This is a genomic window from Dysgonomonas sp. Marseille-P4677, from assembly GCF_016652235.1.
In the GTDB taxonomy this organism is placed as follows: Bacteria; Bacteroidota; Bacteroidia; order Bacteroidales; family Dysgonomonadaceae; genus Dysgonomonas.
On record NZ_JAEPKU010000091.1, the window covers coordinates 1 to 17,209 of the forward strand.

The following is a 17,209-nucleotide window of genomic DNA, read 5'->3' on the forward strand; positions in this document are numbered from 1 at the left end:
CATTGTATTTCAAGAATAAATTGATTGATTTTCCACGAATGAAAACTATTCCGGATTATTCTATTGTTAAAGTTTCAGGAAAGACTGTATTGTGTATAGGAGGGGCTATGTCATTAGACCGATTTGATAGAGAACAGGAAATATTAAATCGAAAAGTTCGGCATAAAAAAGAACTATCTACCTATTGGAAAGACGAATTTCCAATATTTAATCAAGATTTATTATCTGAAATAACAGCTTTAGGAATAGTAATTGATACAATTATAACCCATTCTGCTCCTGATTTTTGTTATCCACTAGCTAAAGGTAACTTAGCCAGGAGAATTATTCACGACCCATCTCTCGAAAAAGATATAAAAATGGAGAGAGAAGTCTTAAGCAAGATTTATAATAAACTAATTGCGGATGGTCATCATATACAGGACTGGCTCTATGGGCATTTTCATACGTCTCATATTGAGTTCATAAGTGGTGTTAGGTATAGATTATTGGATATCGATGAATTGATTGAAATAATATAATAGGGTACTTATGAAGTAAAAATCTTGTCGTGGAAGTACATAAGCATATTGATGAATTCGAAGAGTAAAAAGAAAAAATCCATAGAATAGATGAAAATAATATCAGTACGGGAAAACCCTGAGTATAAGAATCAAATTATTGCATATTTGCAAAGAAGTTGGTCAAGAGTATTGCCTCAATTGTACAGTGATTGTATTGATCATTGCATTGACTCTCCTAATCCTTTACCGCAGTGGTATATTTTAGAAAAAGATGGTAAATTTATCGGTTGTGCAGGATTGATAACAAACGACTTTATTAGCCGTATGGATCTATATCCATGGTTGGCTGCATTATTTATAGATGAAGAATATAGAGGTAATTGCTATGCTCAATTATTGATAGAGAAAATAAAATCAGATGCACAAAAAGCAAGCTTTAATAAACTGTACTTGTCTACTGATCATATCGGATTTTATGAGAAATATGGATGGACATATATCGGAAATGGCTATCATCCATGGGGAGATCAGTCACGTATTTATGAGATATTGTTATAATTTTATAAAATGAAAAATATATTAAAGTCATTGCTCGTTTGGGTGTTAATCATTCCCTTAGCGATATTGAATGGAGGATTTAGAGAAAAAATCCTTATCCCATCGTTAGGAAAGCAAACTGCTTTACCTATCAGTGGAATACTGTTATGCATCTTGATTTTGCTAGTTACAGTATTACTCTTACATAAACTTGTCAAAGGAGATAGTAAAACTTATTGGGCTATAGGCATAGTTTGGATATTCTTTACGATAGGGATAGAGTTTATTATTGGATCTATAATGAATAACTCTATGGAAGAGATGCTTTCAGCTTATGATATTACAACCGGAAACCTTTGGTTATTAGTTGTAATATTTACTGGCCTTGCTCCTTGGCTGAGTGCGAAAATCAGAAAAATAATTTAAAAAAGAAACATCTGTATTCACTTGATAATTGTTATATATAAAAAACAATTATGAATATATACGATTTTGAAGTAAAAGACAATAAGGGGGAAACCGTATCCCTTGATATATACAGAGGTAAAGTATTACTGATTGTAAATACAGGGACTCAATGTGGGTTTACACCACAATACAAAGATTTACAGGATTTATACCTGAAGTATAAAGAACAAGGGTTCGAAATATTAGATTTCCCGTGTAATCAGTTCGGCTCACAAGCTCCGGGGACAGACAAGGAAATCGCTGATTTTTGCGAAATGAAATACAAGACCACTTTTACGACCTTTGCAAAGATAGAAGTGAACGGAGAAAATGCCGATCCTCTCTATAAATATCTGAAAGCAAATAGTAAAGGATTTTTAGGAGAATCCATTAAATGGAACTTCACCAAGTTTCTGATTGACAAAGAAGGGAATATTGTTCATCGTTATGCTCCGATAACCAATCCTTCAAAGATTGATAGTGCAATTGAAAAGTTGCTATCCAATGATTAAAGTTTTTGACAACCGAAACAATAATAAACCGTTCCACCCAAATAAGCGTCTTTGGCAATATCTCCGCCACAATTAGGGCAAGGTTGTTTATATGTATTTTGGGATAAGATACATTTATATCCTCCTTTATTCCCGAAAAAATCTTTTTCTGTATCTCTACCTCCCTTGTCTGTCATGCTTTGCAAAGTAACTTTGAGGCAATGGAAGAGATCGTTTTTTTCGAGATCCGACAGCGTTGATATTTTTCGTTTAGGGTGCAAGCCCGATAAGAATAGTATGTCTTGCAATACGCCGTTTCCTAATCCGGGAATACGTTGTTCGGTGGCAAGTAAAGCTTTTATTGATAGGTCTTTTTGAGTACTAGAAAACAGTTGATCGAAAAATGCCACATCAAAATTTTCATCCAATGGGGATAATTTTGTCAGGCTTCCTTGATAGTAAGGATTATCCAATTCCCCTTTGAACGCCTGAATCCCTCCATACATGGAAACTGTAAAAGCAAGAAAACTTTTATCTTCAAATTCGATTAACAGTTGATGCTTTTTAGGATGAGGCTCCAACGCCGGATGGTATTTCATATTCACCCCGTCACTGATTGCAATATGTGTATCATCGTAACAATGAAGAGTTACGTATGCTCCATGACCTATAGCTGACTCAATCGTTCTTCCGGTAAGCAGCCTCGAATATTCTTTCGGATCACCATTATACCATGTAAAACTATGTGGGCTTGTAGCTTGTACTACTTTCGATATTTTCTTGCCTACCAGTATTGTTCCTGCCTGTCGGGCAATAGTAGTGCTTTCGGGGATTTCGATCATAAGGCTAGGTGTTAATCATTTGAATATTAATACAAATATAAACTTTAAGCTTATAGTTTTTAGGGAAATCTGATAAATTTTGTAGAAGGTTAGTCGTTCTTGTGCTTTTGGATAATCTTTTGAGTAATTTGATTTAGTTCTGTAGGATGTAAAATTGTGGCTATATCCATGTAAGACAAATACCATCGAGCCAGACGCTCTAAAGAAAATGTCATAAAATGCAATTCAATAGTATCATCTTTTCTGATCTCGCGAACCAAGCCTTGGTAGTATTTGCTCTCGTCAATAATAGGTAGATCTTCGGCTTTTACTTTTATCACTGCTTCCTGTAGCTCAGTTTGATCTTGTAAATTCTTTAAAAACAGGTCTAATGAAGGATGATCCTTATTTACAGAAATATCGGATTGTTGTAGTTCTGTAATCCTGCTGAGTTTAAAAGTTCTATAATCATTCCTTGTATTGCAAAAGCCAATCAGATACCAGTTTGCCATAGAAAAGAAAACACCGATAGGGTCAACTATCCGCTGCATCCTTTCATTCTTGGAATGAGATATATAAGTCATTGTTAGTTGCTTCCGCTTCGATACACTATCTAATATCGTTTGAAATCGGTTTTGAGAGTCCTGCAATGAAGGTGAGTCAAAATCCAGTTTACCTATCTTTGCATCAATAGCAGTAACCAGTTCTTTCTCGGACAATCGCATAACTGCCCGAATTTTGTCTACTCCCGATTTGTAGCTCTCACGTAAACCTGAATCCGTAAACTTGTCAACAAGTCTTTCGGCTGCCAGAAAAGCAAAAGCCTCTTCTTTTGTGAACATAAGCGGAGGAAGTTTAAAGCCTTCGACCAGCGAATAGCCTGTACGTGAATCTCCCGCGATAGGAATACCCGCTTCCTCCAATGCCCGAATATCACGATAAACAGTTCGTATACCGATGCCGAAACGTTCTGTAATTTGTTTTGGTTTTACAGAGGTAGAAGATTGCAGCAGAGTAAGTATAGCCGATAGGCGGTCGATCCGGTTCATTATATTCTGATTATTGGACAAGATAAAAATACATAAGATTGAGTAGATAATAAATTACTTTCTACTCAATCTTTATTGTTTAACCTTGGTATCCTTCGTCTGTCATCATAATAATCCAGGGAATGCCATACTTGTCGGTGACTTCTCCGAATCCTTCACTAAAAAAGTTTTTCTCAAACGGTACGGTTATAGTCCCTTCTTTTGCCAATGCATCAAAGACCTTCCGGCAGCGATCCAAGTTATAAAATACAAGAATCAGCTTGTTATTATTTCCGATAATAGCTTTTTGATCGTGATCAACGTCATTTCCGGTCAGTTCAAAAAACTCTGTCTTAATAACCATATGAGAAATTTTTTCTTTATCGACATCAGCTACTGTCAGTCCTTCAATTCTTGCTTCCTCATCTTTCTTACGGAAAAGAAAAGCAAGTTCACCTCCCAGAGCTTCTTTGTAAAACAATAAGGCTTCTTCACAGTTTCCATTGAAAATTAAATGCACTTTTAATTTCATAATCTTTGGTATTTATTATTAAACAGTACAAAGTTATGAGGTGCAGTGACAGCCCTATGTCGCAGTTTTTTATTATTTATCATTGTCTTTTATATTTTTCTCAAACAGTTGATCGTGATTGTTATTTTCCTATTTGGTCTTTTATAAATCTTGAAGAAGGAAGGGAAAAACGATTTATATCGATACTATTTGTTTGAATTTTAGATGTTTCCATCGTAACCAGTTATTTTTTTGCCTTATTGAGCCTCTGAGCTAGTAAATCCATATCATGGCTTAGCTTTTGATCTATAATTCGCGCGTATATTTGAGTCGTTTTAATATCTGTATGCCCCAGCATTTTAGACACACTTTCAATCGGAACACCCTCTGTAAGACAAAGAGTGGCGAACGAGTGGCGTGCTACGTGGAATGTGAGGTTTTTCTTAATTCCACAAAGTTCAGCTATATTTTTCAAATATTCATTTGTTTTTTGATTTGATATGCAAGGGAGAAGTTTTCCATTCTTTCTTGAATTAGAATACTTTTCTATGATTTGTAGAGGGGTATCAAATAATCTGACATTGTATTTTACTCCGGTTTTATTTCTTTTACCCATTATCCATAAGTTATCATCGAAGGCAAGTTTAATATTGTCTTCTGTAAGATCGCTTATATCGCTGTACGATAACCCGGTGTAGCAACTGAATATAAATATATCTCTTACTCTATCTAAACTGTCAAATGCAAAAATCTTATGATGGATGGCATCGATTTCACTCTGATCTAAGTAATTTCTGGCATGTTTCTCAAAATTCATTTTAAATCCGAGATAAGGATCGTTGAAGTCATCATATCCTGTAGATTTAATATAATTGAAAACACTCCTCAACCGTTGTAAATTTTTCATGGCGTTATTATTCCCCGAATTATGATCTTTTCTAAGAAATAAATAGAATTCTTGAAGTGTAGATGTAGTTATCTCTTTTAATTGAATATCAGTTATTTTATATTTCTTATTTAGAAATTCTTCTAAACGCTTTTTAGTCAATTCATACTTTGTATAAGTAGTTCTGGTGGTAGTTGTTCCAACTTGTAATTTATATTGCTGATTGAATTTCTCAAAATAGGATATGATGGTATGGTTTTTCTCTTCAGTACCTAAAAGCATTCGTTTTAGTTTATCTGGTGTAGCGTAACCCACTAATGTCATTTGCTTATTGTAAAATACAGTCAGGGAAGATTTAATATTTGCCAATTGTTTATTTATAGCAGAACTGTTAGGAGTATTTATAATAGCTTTTCCTGAATCTGAATTCCAATGTTCAGGGAGTATGTCCAACTTAGTGCTGAATTGTGCTATTTGCCCATCAATAGTAATCCGTCCCATAATTGCTGCGTTACCATTCTTTTTAGCCAGATTACCTTTTTTTAGGTAGAAAAGGATTTTAAACGTACTTCGTCTCATAATAAAATCATTTAGTTTACAAAGTTAAATAATTACGTCTGAGACTTAGTGGACTTTATGTGGACAAGTTGCGACAGTTCAAAGACATAGATGTGAATAATCTATAAAGTCGTTACCTGTTTTTTTGAATAGAGTCGAAGTAATGATTTAGTAACGAATTTTTGTCCTGCTTTGACTTCGTATTGTCCTTGAATTGTCTTTCTGGGAATAAAAAAAATCTTCTAAATCATTAATTTAGAAGATTTTGTCTTGAATTGTCTAGGAATTGACCTTATAGTGTCTATTTCCTAAGTGGGCGTTGACGGACTCATTTTAAACCATCTAACCCGTATGCTGTCAGCATATTAACCATGTAGTATTTTTCTTTTTTCACTCGGTTTTCACTTTGTTTTTAAAGTGATTTTTAGAGGACTTTTCCTCTCTAGGCGATAATGTAAAAGTAAGATTTTTGTTTTAGAAATACAATATTTCTTGCTTGAGTTTATTTATACCCTAAAAGGCATATTTTGTATTTATCCACCATCATTTATCCCCTAAAGGGTATGATTTCGAAAAGCTTATCATTGTTAACTGATATTAAGCAGATGTCGAAGCAATATTGCTAAACTCAAGTAGACCTCTCTTTAAAACGGAAGGGGTAGTTCTTCTCTTTCTTTTATTATAGAAAGATTAGCACGAGGTATAGACATCATTTTACCATATTTTATTACTTACAAATACATATTGTGTCCCTTGTGGATTACCATCAATCAAATATGTTGTTATTGTTTTCCCTATATTATCCTTCAAAGTGTTTTTTTAATCGAACCATCAAGCCTCTTGTTAGCTCATCATATGTTCTAAATCGTAATTGAGAATACCCCCTTAAATTGAATCCTACAAAATTATCCATTGAGATACTTTCTTTATTAAGTGACGTATTTTCTTTATATAATAGTATCACAGGTGGTTTGATACATCTTTGATCTGCTAATCCCATAATATAACCGATCTCATGATAAACATTAATATTCCTACTACTAAGATCGGCGATAATTAAACTGCTATTTTTTATTGCAGAAAGTATTTCATCTGATATTGTATAAGCATGTGGAGCAATTGTTCTATCAATTCGAATAGGAGTTACTTTTATATCAACACCTTTATCCACATTGTTAAACTTCTCAATTGTTTGAATTACTTTTTCATATATCATTTCGCTTTGATCATCTCCAAACTGCATTGATATAAAAATCTCTCTCCTCTTTTTCTCAAAAAAACTTTCAAACATTTCAATAAGCGATTCGCTATTATAGGTCGGGAGATCATCTAGCTTAACTACATTATTAATACTATTTAATAGACACCAATTAACAAATGATTTAAATTTAGATTTATCTCTTAACTTATAATAAACCAAAGTAGCCAACAATGATAAATTTCCTAGTTTATCCTTCTCTAGTTCGTTATAGAATAATCGTAAACTCTGTATCGCTTCTGCTATTATATTGGTGCTTTTTTGTATTTTACCAATATCACCTTTTTTTATATCAAACAATGATAAGTAGTTATCACTCTTCTTTTCTTCCTTTCTGTAATGTATGATAGAATATTCTATATCTTTAATGTCTACTCTCAACAGTTCTTTTTGTGCGGAGGATTCGTCAAGCTTAGACTCGGAGTCTATTTTATCATTTTCTTTTATGTTTTTCTCATGATTAGTTTGTTCGGCAAGATTTGAAAGTTTTGTTTCCAACCTATTCTTTTCTTTTTCATTTTTTTCAGAAAGATCTTTGTATTTTTTCTTGGCTTTATATGCTTCTTCTTTTTTATCAATTAATAGACTTATAATCTTAAAGCAGGCTGTTCTAAAAACGTCATTGTTATTATCCAATACAGATAAATAAGGTATACCAGAGAAACTGCCTTTAATAGATAAATCTATTAAGTTCATTGTTAAATCATGTGCCTCTCCTAACTCTTCAGATTCACGAAGCAAATTATAAATGTTTTGTATATTTTTCTCTTGCTTTAAAGGCAACGCTTTAAAATTGATATTGTTAAAAATAGAGGCTTCAAATTTATCTGAAATTGAAGCATCAGAAAGTACAATAGAATACGGGACAACTATGGAACTGATTCTATCTTTAAAAGGTTTTATTTTTGATACTTTCCATTTCTTTAGATCTTCTCCTTCAAGTCCATCAGGAATATCCTCTTTTACAAACTCCCACCACCAGTCTGTTTTTCTAAAAGGCTCTAGTCTATGATTTCCATCTACTCTTGTTAATTGATCTCTATTTAACATGATATAGGCATGTCGTGCTCGATTTCCCTGTAGGCCAGACCAGGGAACACGCTCTTTCAACACTTTTAAACCAGAAACATACTCTTCTGCTTCAAAATCAACATCATCTTGTCCATGTAGTTTATTGATCAAGCCCTCGAGATCTTCTGCTTGATAAGCAAGAGTAATTTCTGGAAAGTATGTATATTGACCTCTGTCTAAGAATCTTATTATATCCCTTTTATGTTCCTCATCCGCTACTCGTTGATAGGCTTCTGGGCGTTTTGAGATGAAGGCAAGATCTCCTATGGGGGCGTAGCCTCTAATTACAACAAAATTCTCAAAAACTTTATATATTATACCTTCTACTTTTCTCATAATCTATAAGTTTATTATCATATTTACTATATTTTTTTTTGTATGTTGGAGCATGGTAATTGATTCTAATTCCAGCTTTGTTGCGACCTCTATTTTTTGCTGTATAATTCGAACCACCTCTATTTGTTTATTTAATGGGGGCAACGGAATTTCTAAATCTTTCAAAAAAGTTATTGGAACCCTTTGTTGTCCTGCAGACCCTCCAAAAGCCAATTGAGCAGCAGATAATAACTTTTCTAATCTTAAAATGTAAAGAAGAAAATCCGAAATAAGAAAATCTTTATTTGCTCGAAGAATATAAAATTCTGTAGAACCACATCCCTTCCCTTTCATTAAATTATCTACAATCGCTGATTTCTTATTTTGCATACAAGGTGTAATTTTGGCCCAAATAATATCTCTATTTTCAAATTTTGTAAAGCCTTTAGTTTCCAATACTGTCTTCGTTAAATGGCTAAAGACAGTCCCTTTTTTTTCGTCAACAATATCCATTGGAATAAATGAGATCTCTTCATCTGGAGCTAAACCATCAAATTTGACAGTAGGGTTAAATGTAACAACATCAGATAGTTTGACTACTCTATAAAATGAAGTATTCAGTGAAAATGTGCTACGATATGAGGTCACATCAAATCTATGTCCTATTAATTGAGATATTTTTATATTGAAAAATCTTTCGTCCTGTTCATCCTGTGGCAAAACAACTCCTAATTCATTCAATAAGTAATTATCAATACTGTTAAGCAATTCATTAGCTTCTTTTTCTTTTTCAAACTTTTTTTTGTAAGCATTTTCATATAAGTAAATAATATTAAACTGCTCTTTTATTTCTGGTAAAGGAATTTCTAATAATTTCAGAAGCTCTATCCCAACACCAGATTGATTATTCCAATTTGTGGCAATAGCATAGAAAATATTATTCTCTTGAAATATATTTAAAACAATCCATAGATAATCAGGCAGGATAATAGATGTATTTACTCTAATCCTTGTTATATGATTAGAAAATGTTAAAGGTATATTGTCTTTCACAATAGCTGTTTTTCCAACAAGTTCTTGGCTATTTGTATTATTAAATAATACATCATCAATCTCTAAAAGAGGGGTACTTTCAGAGTGTGGCACATAAATATTCTTATCAAACTTAAGAAAGCCTTGATTATCAATGTTGGTTGGCCTTATCTGAATTATGCCATCGTGAGCATTAACTTGATCAGTCTTTCCTGCCCCAAATCCAGAACGAAAATCGATACATACATCTTTAAGTTTTACGGTTTTATACTTTGTTTTTAAAGACGGATTAGAACAGTAAAATATAGCATCAAGCCTATTCCCTAGCAAATTGGATATTTGTAAATTCACTTCTCTCATACTACAATCCTTTATTGGAAATGAACTCACTTATTTTCTTAGATGCCATTTTCAATTCACTGCCTACTACAGGTTTTCCTGCAGGATCATACCCAATATTCTGAATGTCAATCATTTTTACGTCATAATCATCAATGATTTTAAATATTTGCTGCTTGTATAATTCAATGATTTTATCTCCTTTTTGACCCTTATCTAAAGTCTTCATTTTCCTTACTTCATGCTTTATAGACATTAAAATCTCTTCAAATAAAGCAACTTGCTCGCTTGGATTTTTCTTCAAAAATAATACCGAAGATTTTACACCAGCTCGAACATGAGCAAATGTAAATTGAGGTAAAGAAGCAACAGCTATTATTCTAAACTTATCAACAAGCCAGTCTCTAACATATTGACTTGTTGCATTTGTTAGAATTCCATCGGGGATTACAATAGCTAAATACCCTCCATCCTTTAGATAGTTATAACATCTTTCTAAAAATAAGACTTCAGTACTCTGAGATATTCGCCATTTATTTTTGTTATCATCATCAATGATACGCTCTTTTAATTCTCTATATCCTAAGTTTTTTTCAAACAATTCATAATCTTTATAATAATCTATTTCATTGATCCGAATCACTGATCCAAAAGGCGGATTTGTCATGATTAAAGAAAATGTTCCATCTTGAAAATTTCTATTTCTATTTTCTATTTCAATATCTCTATTTCCTTTCAGTCCATTATTTGTTATCACATTTGTATGTCCATCATCATGAATAATCATATTCATTTTGGCCACGCGAGATATTTGTTCATTGATTTCTATTCCATACAAATTTTTCTCCGCAAAGTCGTGCCAATATTTATACCATACGGTGGAGCCTATTTCATCACTGAAGATCTTATCAGCCTCATCTCTTATGTGTTTCAAAGCGTGTAGCAAGAATCCCCCACTACCACAGGAGGTATCTAAGACTTTATCTCCTTGCTTTAGCGGGATAGAATCAACAATAAACTGAACGATTGGAGTAGGAGTGAAAAACTGTCCAAAATCACCTCTAAAAAACTCTCCCATGAAAGTTTGGAAAGCAGCACCTTTAGCATCTAAATCAGTCTTGGAAATATTGATATCCTGCAAATATTGAACAACTGTAAATATCTTATTCTTGTCTAGTTTAATATCATCCTTAAATACTTCTGAATCTTTTTCACGCCCTTTTTCATAAAGAGCTTTAATTCGTTTTTCTAATTCAACTTTTGCTTTTGTATTAAATCGATCTTTTCTATCTTCTGAATAAAGTATGATTTGAAAGTCAAATGGCTTTTCCTTAGTCATTGGATCATTTTCTTTCCATTTCTCATCCCATATTTTGCAAAAAATAAGCTTATCTAGTTCATCAAACGCAGTTGTCGGAGCTAGAGCCCCTCCTCCCCAAAGAGCATCATGTGCAGACTTAAATTTATTTATTAACTCTGCTTGTGTTCCTTTTTCAGGCTCATTTACACCCTTTGTATACTTATATCTTTGAACATCTTTGTTTTTCGCTGGAATATTAGCAATATAAATTCGTTCAACAGGTGTAGATGAAATTATTTCATAATATTCATCTTTAACTCCTGACGTTATCCAAACATACTTTGCAGCTTTAGCATGAGCATAACTATATGCCTGATCTACAGCTATCAGAAATTGTCTTTCATTTATATTCTCATCTTTACATTCAACAACAATAAGGATACGTTTATTATCATCGTCATACACCATTATATCCGCTTCTTTTGTTGTGGAGCCTATTTGAACAGATTCGTTTATCGCTATATTTTTCGGATTATAGTTATATTCAAATATTAACTTAAGAAAAGTAGTCGCTTGGACAAACTCTTCAGGATTAGCTAACCTTCTTTTGGCCTGATTTTTCGAATTGTAATAAATACTTGTATTATTCTCATTGAGGATAATATATTTCTTGGCTATGCCTTTCTGGAAAAGTTCTGTAGCCAATAATTCTTTTATTTCTTCTGGAGTTTTAGCCATTTTCAATTTTGATTTTTGTTATCCACAATTAAATCCTTTACACTCACTTGTAATAATTCTGCTATTTGATAAAGCGTCTCTAAGCTTGGCTGCTTGCGATTACAAGCATAAGCATTCACTATTTTGAAACTTTTACCTAATTTCTCAGCAAGCCATATTTGTTTGATTCCTTTTTCATTGAGAATCTCTTTGATTCGATTCATGGTTAAGAAATTTAAATTGCCTTCAAAGATAGGTAATTTTACGGGATGTTTATAAGAACCATTTTGTATTTTATGTATTAATCCATAGCATATACATTTTAGTTTTGTTAAACATACCTTTTGAGGAAAAACAGAATCAAACAAGGCTATTTTGAAAAATGCTATTTAGAGGAACGAGAACGAAAAATTGTGCAAAATGGAATGTTTAGCCTTGATATTTTATTCTTGAAATATAGCTTTGTATTCAGATAAATAAAGGATTATCTATTCATCCCCCTATTCTTTTTCTTCCTTTTGACCTCTTCCATCTTTCTTAATTCTTCTATATCCTCTCCATGCACTTCGGGAGAAAAGATTCCTAAAGCAGAATATAATCCCAAGTCAAATGTATTGATTAAACGGTGTCTTGCATTATTTACCTCTTGCTTTTTCCGTGTGGCTGATTGGATGAATAGTTGACTTACAGAATTCATGTCATCATGTTGTAATGAATTAGTTAATTCATCCATACGTTCTTGCATCCTGATTTGCTCGGAGATAGAACCGTTCTTCATAGTGTTATAGTATTCAAAGCTTTCAGATAAAATACGATTATAGTTGAATAATTTATCAAATCCCTTTTCTGCTTGCTGAAAAAGATTAACTCTATCGAATCCTCCTTTGATAGCACCTTTCTTAGTATTACGATGATTAGTTAGTGGAGATAGCTTGATTTTATTGGCTTGGTCTTTACGGCTGACAATAATATGACAGTGCATATTACCCTCGTTGTTTTCTGATCTATCTCGGTCAAAATGTATCTTTCCATAAAACTTAATATCTTGTGCCGATAGTCCTTTATTGAAGTTCTTAGCATATTCAGGAATAAAAACTTCCCGAACATATCTTCTCATGGCTTCGGCTTGCTCCTGCTGGGTTGTTCCCATTGCTTGCAATTCTTTAGCAGACGGGCTAATATGGATAGCATAGAACTTGGCATCCGTTTTTAATAGTTGAGCTTTGTTGTTGTCAATATCTTTTACGACTTGTGATTTGTAGAGATTTTCTTCTGTCAGATTGAAAAAGCCTTCGGTATAAAAACCTTTCTCTATCCGTTTTAGATCCTCATGCTCCAAATAGTTCCCCAACCTAATGCAACTCCCTGCATTATTATATACTCCGTTGGATGGTGGTGGAAAATCTATATTCATCTTTTTTGCTTGTGCTTATTGCTCGTTAATGAGTTTGGCTATTTCTGCTTTTAGATTCTCCTTTCGTTTCCCATCCATCAGTCCTACTGTGGCTAGTTCCGAATACAGCCCGATAAGTTGTAATAACTTTTTATTATCCTTCTGTTGTGCCTTCTGTATTGCTGATATCAGCTTTGCCTGATTATTAATAGCATCTGCGTGTCCTGTAAATTTTTCACTTAACATTTTTAGCAGATTATTCTGCCCTTCCTGATTGGCTTGCAAGCGAGAGATAATAACATCTTCCATCGACTTGACAATATTGTCAAACCTTGTAGCGATTGAATTACTTGTTCGGATCATCGGATTGAGTTGTTCTTCTTCGTAGTGTCGGATAAAACGGATCAGATCATCTTGTCGTTTGTTAATCTTCCGAAGTTCTGCTTTTGTAGATTCAGGAGCTTCGCTCGGATTGATACTTGCCTTATCCATATACTGAAAAGCAAGTTTTACTATTTCCCCTTTTTTCAGCAAATAGCGTTTGCTAAGCTTTTCTATTAGTTTATCGGTTTCGTTATCAATTCCGATAGTTGTAAATATTGTTTTTCTATATCTGTTATTCATGTGTTATAACTATTTTATAAGAAAATGAATAGTTAACAATCTGTTTATAAGCATTAAACAAAAATTGCTTATAACAGGTGTTATAACAGTGCTTTTATCTAAAGCACTCAAGCCGAAGGCTTTGCTCCGCAGGACAAGAGGAGAACAGGACGAGAGTCCAGTTCCCTCTTGCTTAATTTACCCAAACAATCCGAAGCGGTAGAGCGAGGGTGTTTGAGGTAAATACGGAGTCTTTAGGGAGGGCGATGAACTAAACAAAGCCATCACTCTTTTGCTCTATTCTGCTTAAAGGGTAGACAGCAGAATCATTTCAGTATCTTCCCCTCTTCTATGCCCTTGTTGAACATCACGATCTCTTTTTTAGAAGCATAGGATTGGATAAAATCTTTCACATCAGCCATGCGATAAAAGGTCTTGTGCCTGACTAGGAAGTAACGAAGCTTGCCACTGTTCCGATAACGTTGTAAAGTTCGATAACTAACTTTCAATAAGAATGCCATATCCTGATTGTCGAGTAATTTATCATCATTGGTAAAGGTATCACCTGTTGCCATCATCACTTTTATATCAGAACCTATATCACTGAGTTTCTTGGATAGCTTTTCCATCCATAGGACAAAATCATTATTGTCTAAGTACATAATTCTTTGTTTTGAAATTAATAATTGATTAATTCCAATCGATTGGCAAGGCAAAGAACTGACAAATGCAGACAGAAAAATAGAGGGTTAGTTAACTAGCCCCCTAATAGTTATTTGCAATACTCTGTATTAAAGAATATTACAAAATGATTATTTTTCATCTTGTTACTTTATCCTTACGCATTATCATATTGCGAAGAAAATCAAGAGTTTTAGTTCGGTTAAATGGTTTTCGTTTATATATTTCACTTGTCTTATCTGAAATATCTCCAAAGGAAGTATTAAACATCAGCTCAAAAATGTTCGCAATCTGCTTTCTTGATGCTGGCTTACCTTCTGCATTTAATATTTTTTGACTTAGGTAAAGGCTTTCTACAATTTCAGATAAACCAACGATCCCCAAGTCTTTAGACTTAGGGATAATATAAAGATCAGATTTAAAAATTTGCTTTTGGATAAATCGTTCTGGATAAGAAAAAAGCTTGTCTAATAATACTAATTCGAAATCAATAATAGCAATCACCTTCTGTATATACAGATTTTTAAGTGTATTTTTCCCCCTGCTCGTATCTGAATTGCTTTGACAGGGATGTTAATTCGATACGAGTCAAACTCAATGTCCGATAGACAGTTGCATAATTTCTATCGGACTGATTCAGGTTTTTTACTTCATTTACAAAATTTTCATAGGTGTTTTTCATTTCATCGGTTGTTACTTGTGAGCTTTCAGACAACAGGCTGAAAAACTTCATCCTTAATAAATCATTCATACGCATAAAATTTAAAGTGATATTTAGATGGCTTACGCCTTGATTTATGCCGAATGATAGAGTATTCAATTACTTCAAATTATTCTCTTTATTACTTAAGCGTTGTGCTAACAACATGTTTTTCACTATGAATATGCAGGGGATAGTAAAAACAGATACATAAATACCATACAATAATATTTGCAAATGGTGATTGCTCGGATCAGAGATTATATTTTCAAAAAATATCAGTGAACAAAGATTAACCGAAGAATGAAATATAATTGCTGAAATAATATTGTTTCTTGTCTTACTCCATAACCACGAAATGATTAGTGAAAACTCAATTACTAAAAAAGCATACAAAAAGAAAATAAGTATTCCCGAATGAAATTTCAAATGCCATAATCCCCAATATAGCCCAACGAAGAGACTACTTACAAACAATGTATATTTTTTGTTAAGCTGTGATAACATAAAACCTCGACAACCAATCTCTTCTCCGCAACTACCTAATATAATAGCGAATAAACATATTATATAGTTTCCAAAAGAACGATTGAGTTCTGGACTTGTCCATTGCTTATATTCGGAAAGTGACAGGATAATGTAAGATATACCACAAGTTAGAATAGGAATTACAACCGCAATACAAGACCACTTAAGGTTACTTTTCCGTAATGACAATCCCTGAAAGAGAATTCTGATTTCAGATCTCTTAGATATAGTGCAAACAATAAGTATTGCAGACAATGTCGGTGCCCATTGAGGAAACAATAACATATAATCAACCGAAGAAGGGAACAAAAACATATTTGCTATGCCTAAAAGAACCGTAAACAAAAGACAGACTAAACAGTATGTAATTACAGGGTGTTTTATTAATAGAGATTTCATTTGTTTTTAAAATTGGTATTTAAACCCTGCTGAAATATAAAATGATTCTTTAAAGTCAGAATCAACTCCTTTATTACCAAATATTTCTTTTAAGCTCCTTTCCTCAAAACTAGCCGAGCGAACCATTGAAACCCCGATTGTAATCGGAATTAAAAACTTTTTGCCGATTTTTATCTCGGGGCGAAAACCCGTAACTATATACTGATGCGAGAACATCATATCTTTGCCATCCATCTCCAGCATAGCACCCTGCCCGCTCATCTCAGAGACAACGCCAAGCGTTAATGCCTTGTTTACATTATATTTTGCGGATATTTCCCCTCCGTCCATCATCGATAATTTGAATGTAAAACGCCCTTCATACATCCAATTAAAATATAAAGCAGGAAATATCATCGGATAGCCAAATGTATTGTTCATCGCAAGACCTCCTCCTATTTCCAGATTTGGTTTTAAATGTCTTATAAAAATCACTCCGACATTTCCAAGAACATTTTTGCCTGTAATTTTCGAGAACTTGGTGTTAGGCATGTATAAGCCAACTCCTACACTAGCCATCATAGACCATTTATCATTAAGATATCTCGTATGAAATACAGCTATTTGAGCATTCATCAGTTCTGATAAAACTAAATCTTTAGATATTCCTTCATTATTAAAAGAAACATACGAACCTGAAGCTCCAACTCCCCACATTTGAGGATGATTATTTTTATCTATTTTCATTGAGAGAGGGATATTGATGCCCCCTTTATACACCATAGCCCCACTATTCCCGATGCCAATTTTGTTTCTTTCATTATCTATCAAACTTGACTTTCCGACATACTCTGTTTTGAAGCTGATTTGTGCATTTATATCTGTATTGATAACTAGAAAAATAAATGCAATTGAATACAATACTAATTTCATAACCAATTTAGTTGAGATGAATAATTACTACAAATATTATTCAGTGTTCTCTTACAAATAGAATATGATTGATGAATGAAAAAAATATTTGACGAATACCCCATTTGCTTATGACGAATCGGCAATATCTCTATTACTTAATGCGTTATATTTGTGATATGAATAATTATATTTTGAAA

General features: G+C 33.2%; 19 protein-coding genes. 4 read left to right on the forward strand and 15 right to left on the reverse strand.

The annotated features are described in order from the left end of the window. The 4 genes from JGH11_RS14055 to JGH11_RS14070 all read left to right on the forward strand — a co-directional run. Nucleotides 1-521, forward strand: a 521-nt coding sequence (locus JGH11_RS14055; protein ID WP_236263995.1) for a serine/threonine protein phosphatase, incomplete at its 5' end; no start/stop codon positions are given. A gap of 90 nt (nucleotides 522-611) precedes the next feature. Next, the gene (locus tag JGH11_RS14060; RefSeq protein ID WP_201112857.1) at nucleotides 612-1,061 is read left to right on the forward strand and encodes a GNAT family N-acetyltransferase; all 450 of its coding nucleotides are present in this window, start codon (nucleotides 612-614) and stop codon (nucleotides 1,059-1,061) included. 9 nt (nucleotides 1,062-1,070) lie between these two features. Further along, the gene (locus JGH11_RS14065; RefSeq protein WP_201112859.1) at nucleotides 1,071-1,466 is read left to right on the forward strand and encodes a hypothetical protein; all 396 of its coding nucleotides are present in this window, start codon (nucleotides 1,071-1,073) and stop codon (nucleotides 1,464-1,466) included. Between the two features lie 50 nt (nucleotides 1,467-1,516). Then, nucleotides 1,517-1,999 (forward strand): glutathione peroxidase, encoded by a 483-nt coding sequence (locus JGH11_RS14070; protein WP_201112861.1) that lies wholly within the window; start codon nucleotides 1,517-1,519, stop codon nucleotides 1,997-1,999. Here the strand turns inward: JGH11_RS14070 and JGH11_RS14075 are convergent. The 15 genes from JGH11_RS14075 to JGH11_RS14145 form a co-directional block, all read right to left on the reverse strand. After that, complete coding sequence (locus JGH11_RS14075; protein ID WP_201112863.1) at nucleotides 1,996-2,820, reverse strand: DNA-formamidopyrimidine glycosylase family protein; 825 nt, start codon at nucleotides 2,818-2,820, stop codon at nucleotides 1,996-1,998. The genes JGH11_RS14070 and JGH11_RS14075 overlap by 4 nt on opposite strands. Before the next feature lie 89 nt (nucleotides 2,821-2,909). Beyond that, complete coding sequence (locus JGH11_RS14080; RefSeq protein WP_201112865.1) at nucleotides 2,910-3,848, reverse strand: YafY family protein; 939 nt, start codon at nucleotides 3,846-3,848, stop codon at nucleotides 2,910-2,912. A gap of 79 nt (nucleotides 3,849-3,927) precedes the next feature. Continuing rightward, nucleotides 3,928-4,359, reverse strand: coding sequence for a VOC family protein (locus JGH11_RS14085; RefSeq protein WP_201112867.1), 432 nt, complete (start codon nucleotides 4,357-4,359; stop codon nucleotides 3,928-3,930). 223 nt (nucleotides 4,360-4,582) lie between these two features. Further along, on the reverse strand, nucleotides 4,583-5,803 hold the full coding sequence (locus JGH11_RS14090) for a site-specific integrase (protein ID WP_201112869.1): 1,221 nt from the start codon (nucleotides 5,801-5,803) through the stop codon (nucleotides 4,583-4,585). 778 nt (nucleotides 5,804-6,581) lie between these two features. Continuing rightward, nucleotides 6,582-8,447 (reverse strand): hypothetical protein, encoded by a 1,866-nt coding sequence (locus tag JGH11_RS14095; protein WP_201112870.1) that lies wholly within the window; start codon nucleotides 8,445-8,447, stop codon nucleotides 6,582-6,584. A 3-nt stretch (nucleotides 8,448-8,450) separates the two neighbouring features. Next, entirely contained in the window at nucleotides 8,451-9,818 is a 1,368-nt protein-coding gene (locus JGH11_RS20255; protein ID WP_236263996.1) for a restriction endonuclease subunit S, read from the reverse strand. A gap of 1 nt (nucleotide 9,819) precedes the next feature. Beyond that, nucleotides 9,820-11,835 (reverse strand): N-6 DNA methylase, encoded by a 2,016-nt coding sequence (locus tag JGH11_RS14105; RefSeq protein WP_201112871.1) that lies wholly within the window; start codon nucleotides 11,833-11,835, stop codon nucleotides 9,820-9,822. Between the two features lie 2 nt (nucleotides 11,836-11,837). Next, nucleotides 11,838-12,038 (reverse strand): helix-turn-helix domain-containing protein, encoded by a 201-nt coding sequence (locus JGH11_RS14110; protein ID WP_201112872.1) that lies wholly within the window; start codon nucleotides 12,036-12,038, stop codon nucleotides 11,838-11,840. Nucleotides 12,039-12,298: 260 nt separating this feature from the next. Next, nucleotides 12,299-13,228 (reverse strand): DUF5712 family protein, encoded by a 930-nt coding sequence (locus JGH11_RS14115; protein ID WP_201112873.1) that lies wholly within the window; start codon nucleotides 13,226-13,228, stop codon nucleotides 12,299-12,301. A 15-nt stretch (nucleotides 13,229-13,243) separates the two neighbouring features. Further along, complete coding sequence (locus JGH11_RS14120) at nucleotides 13,244-13,831, reverse strand: BfmA/BtgA family mobilization protein (RefSeq protein ID WP_201112874.1); 588 nt, start codon at nucleotides 13,829-13,831, stop codon at nucleotides 13,244-13,246. A gap of 305 nt (nucleotides 13,832-14,136) precedes the next feature. Continuing rightward, the gene (locus JGH11_RS14125; RefSeq protein ID WP_201112875.1) at nucleotides 14,137-14,472 is read right to left on the reverse strand and encodes a helix-turn-helix domain-containing protein; all 336 of its coding nucleotides are present in this window, start codon (nucleotides 14,470-14,472) and stop codon (nucleotides 14,137-14,139) included. Nucleotides 14,473-14,629: 157 nt separating this feature from the next. Beyond that, a complete protein-coding gene (locus JGH11_RS14130; protein WP_370567603.1) occupies nucleotides 14,630-14,995 on the reverse strand; it encodes an RteC domain-containing protein in 366 nt (121 codons plus the stop codon). 19 nt (nucleotides 14,996-15,014) lie between these two features. After that, complete coding sequence (locus JGH11_RS14135; protein ID WP_236263997.1) at nucleotides 15,015-15,242, reverse strand: hypothetical protein; 228 nt, start codon at nucleotides 15,240-15,242, stop codon at nucleotides 15,015-15,017. Between the two features lie 69 nt (nucleotides 15,243-15,311). Next, nucleotides 15,312-16,118 (reverse strand): CPBP family intramembrane glutamic endopeptidase, encoded by an 807-nt coding sequence (locus JGH11_RS14140; RefSeq protein ID WP_201112876.1) that lies wholly within the window; start codon nucleotides 16,116-16,118, stop codon nucleotides 15,312-15,314. A gap of 6 nt (nucleotides 16,119-16,124) precedes the next feature. Continuing rightward, on the reverse strand, nucleotides 16,125-17,030 hold the full coding sequence (locus JGH11_RS14145; protein ID WP_201112878.1) for a DUF6268 family outer membrane beta-barrel protein: 906 nt from the start codon (nucleotides 17,028-17,030) through the stop codon (nucleotides 16,125-16,127). Between the last annotated feature and the right edge of the window lie 179 nt (nucleotides 17,031-17,209).